Genomic DNA, 3167 nt, shown 5'->3' on the forward strand with positions numbered 1-3167 from the left:
GGAGCCGGAGAAAGTCCTTTTCTCCGCCCTGCCGGCCGGCCCGGTGGCGGTGCGGCGGCGCGTCCTGGTGAACGGCGCCGGCTGACCGCCGGCGCGCCCCGTCCGCCGTGCGCGGCGCGCCGTGCATGATCAGCAGAAATGCGCGCCGCGCGTCTCCACGGGGACGGCGTAGAGCGACTGGCTCGCCGTCATGAAGAGGATGTTCCGGCGCGACCCGCCGAAGCAGACATTGGAGCAGATCTCTGGCAGCCGGATCTGGCCGATGCGGTCGCCATTCGGCGCGAAGACGTGCACGCCGTCATAGCCCTCGCCCACCCAGCCGGCGGAGGACCAGATGTTGCCGCGCTCGTCCGCGCGGATGCCGTCGGCCATGCCGTTCTTCCCTTCCAGCGACATGGAGGCGAAGGTGCGCGGATTGCGCAGCCGCGGCCCGTCCACGTCGAAGGCCCAGATGATGCGCTGCGCGTCCGGATAGTGGCTCGCGCCGGTGTCGGCGACGTAGAGCGTCCGGTAGTCGGGTGAGAAGCAGAGCCCGTTCGGCTTGAAGGGCTCGTCCGCGACCTTGGTCACCTGCCCGGATTGCGCGTCGATCCGGTAGATCGCCTCCTTGATGAAGGGGCGCGGGGAATTGGCGGATTCCGGGACGCGCTCGCCCTCGTAGTTCATCAGCGCGCCATAGCCGGGATCGGTAAACCAGAGGCTGCCATCCTCGGGGTGGACCACGCCGTCATTCGGAGCGTTGAACGGCCCGTCCGGCCCGCGCGAGGCGAGCACCGTCACGCGGCCGTTCGGCTCGTAGCGCACCACGTCGCGATGCAGGTGGCGGAAGGCGATGTGGCGCCCTTCGCGGTCGAAGGTGTTGCCGTTGGAGAAGCCAGAGGGGCTGCGGAAGCGCCGGCTGACCTTCATGTCCTCCTCGGTCAGGCGCAGCGCCTCGTCGTTCGGGATGTCGGACCAGATCAGGAAGCGCCCGGTGGCGTGCCAGGCCGGCCCCTCCGCCCATTGCATGCCGGTGTGCAGGCGACGGATCGCGCTGTTGCCGAGCGGCGCGGTGAAGCGGCGCGGGTCGAGGGTGACGATGTCGGGGTCGGGATAGCGTTGCGGCGGCGCGTCGTCGCCGAAGCGGCGCTGCGCAACGGCGGGCAGCGCAAGCAGGGCGGCGCCGCCGGCCAGCAGGCCGCGGCGGGCAAGGCGAAGCTCGGTCATGATGGCGTCCCTCCTGAGCCGGCTGGCGGCCCAGGAGGAAGCATGACACCCGCTCAGCGCGCGGCTGGCGTCACGGGTGCGGGAGTGCGGCCGCGGTCCCTTCCCCTAGCGGAAGGGACCCCGCGGCACGAGGCGTCAGGGACGCTCCACGCACATCGCGACGCCCATGCCACCGCCGATGCAGAGCGTCGCGAGGCCGCGCTTCGCACCCCGCCGCTGCATCTCGAAGAGCAGCGTGTTCAGCACCCGTGCGCCCGACGCGCCGATGGGATGGCCGAGCGCGATCGCACCGCCGTTCACGTTGACCTTGGAGGGATCCCAGCCGAGATCCTTGTTCACCGCGCAGGCCTGCGCGGCGAAGGCCTCGTTCGCCTCGATCAGGTCGAGCGAGGCGATGTCCCAGCCCGCCTTCTGCAGCGCCTTGCGGCTGGCCGGGATCGGGCCGGTGCCCATGATGGAGGGATCGACGCCGGCCGTCGCCCAGGAGACGATCTTCGCCAGCGGCGTGACGCCGCGCTTCGCCGCCTCGGCCGCGCTCATCACGACCACCGCAGCCGCGCCATCGTTGATGCCGGAGGCGTTGCCGGCCGTAACAGTGCCCTCCTTGCTGAAGGCGGGGCGGAGCTTGGCCAGGATCTCCATCGTGGTCTCGGGCTTCGGATACTCGTCGTCCGTGACGACGACGTCGCCCTTGCGGCCCTTCACCGTGACCGGCGCGATCTCGTCCTTGAAGCGGCCGGCCTTCATCGCCTCGCCCGCCTTGCGCTGGCTCTCGGTGGCGAAGCGGTCCTGCTCCTCGCGCGTCAGCTGGTACTTCTGCGCCACGTTCTCGGCGGTGTTGCCCATGTGATAGCCGTGGAAGGCATCCCACAGCCCGTCGCGCAGCATGGTGTCCACCAGCTCGAGGCCGCCCATCTTCTGCCCGGCCCGAAGGTTCGCGCAGTGCGGGGATTGCGTCATGCTCTCCTGCCCGCCGGCCACCACGATGGCCGCATCCCCTGTCGCGATCTGCTGCGCGGCAAGCGCCACGGCGCGCAGGCCGGAGCCGCAGAGCTGGTTGATCCCGAAGGCGGTGCGCTCCACCGGGATGCCGGCGGCGACGGCCGCCTGGCGGGCCGGGTTCTGGCCGGCGCCTGCGGTCAGGATCTGGCCGAGGATGACCTCGTCCACCTCCTCCGGCTTCACGCCGGCGCGCTCCATCGCCGCCTTGATGGCGACCGTGCCGAGCGCATGCGCCGGCAGGGAGGCGAAGGCACCGCTGAAAGAGCCGACGGGGGTGCGCGCGGCGGAGGCGATGACGATCTCGGTCATGGGGGGTGGCCCTTCCTCGTTGGATCTGGCGTCCACCCGCTAGTTTGCTGCGCCGCACGCGCGGCTACAAGCCGCGGAGCCATGCGAGCAGCGGACGCCAGAGCGCCGCTTCTGCCCCGCTCCCGGCCGCCATGCCGATATGGCCGGCCTCGACCATGTGGACGGTGGCCGCCGGAAGGCGGGCGGCCAGCGACCGGGCGGAGGCGGGCGGTACGATCCGGTCGCGGTGGGGGATGGCCACGAAGGCCGGCACGCGCAGCTCCGCCGGGTCCACCGCCGCGCCGGCGATGCGCCAGGCAAGCCGTGCCGGGGCGTTGGCGCCGTACCACCCGGCCAGCGTCTCCTGCGCGACTGGTGCGGCAAGCGGCACGCCGTCGTTCAGCCAATCCTCCAGCGCCACGAACAGCGCGGCGCGCGGCGAGGCGGGGTCGAGCCGGGCGAAGGCGCGGAACTTCGCCGCCACACCGAACGGGTCGAGCCCGGTGAACAGCGCCTGGATCGCGTCCACCGGCAAGGTGCCCGTGGCCTGCATCACGCCCTCGAGCCCGGGCAGCAGCGCCGCGATCGCCGCGGCGCGGGACGCGTCCTCCGGCGTGGCATGGAAATCCCAGGGCGTCGCCAGCAGGCCGAGCGCCGCGACGCCGCCGGCG

Annotated in this window: 2 protein-coding genes and 1 pseudogene; all 3 read right to left on the reverse strand. The window is 72.0% G+C overall.

Annotated features, from left to right (window positions below; genetic code table 11):
- Window positions 1-129: 129 nt before the first annotated feature.
- Window positions 130-1206: an SMP-30/gluconolactonase/LRE family protein gene (locus L2I40_RS21065; protein ID WP_237217144.1), complete on the reverse strand. Its 1077-nt coding sequence runs from the start codon at window positions 1204-1206 to the stop codon at window positions 130-132.
- Between the two features lie 135 nt (window positions 1207-1341).
- The gene (locus tag L2I40_RS21070; protein ID WP_237217146.1) at window positions 1342-2517 is read right to left on the reverse strand and encodes an acetyl-CoA C-acetyltransferase; all 1176 of its coding nucleotides are present in this window, start codon (window positions 2515-2517) and stop codon (window positions 1342-1344) included.
- 64 nt (window positions 2518-2581) lie between these two features.
- Window positions 2582-3167: pseudogene (locus tag L2I40_RS21075) on the reverse strand (alpha/beta hydrolase); the annotation flags it as partial.

The sequence above is a fragment of the Falsiroseomonas oryziterrae genome, from assembly GCF_021864505.1.
GTDB lineage: Bacteria > Pseudomonadota > Alphaproteobacteria > Acetobacterales > Acetobacteraceae > Falsiroseomonas > Falsiroseomonas oryziterrae.

Coding starts and splice junctions, on each gene's coding strand:
- L2I40_RS21070 (WP_237217146.1), bottom strand. CDS start 2,517: ATGACCGAGATCGTCATCGCCTCCGCCGCGCGCACCCCCGTCGGCTCT.
- L2I40_RS21065 (WP_237217144.1), bottom strand. CDS start 1,206: ATGACCGAGCTTCGCCTTGCCCGCCGCGGCCTGCTGGCCGGCGGCGCC.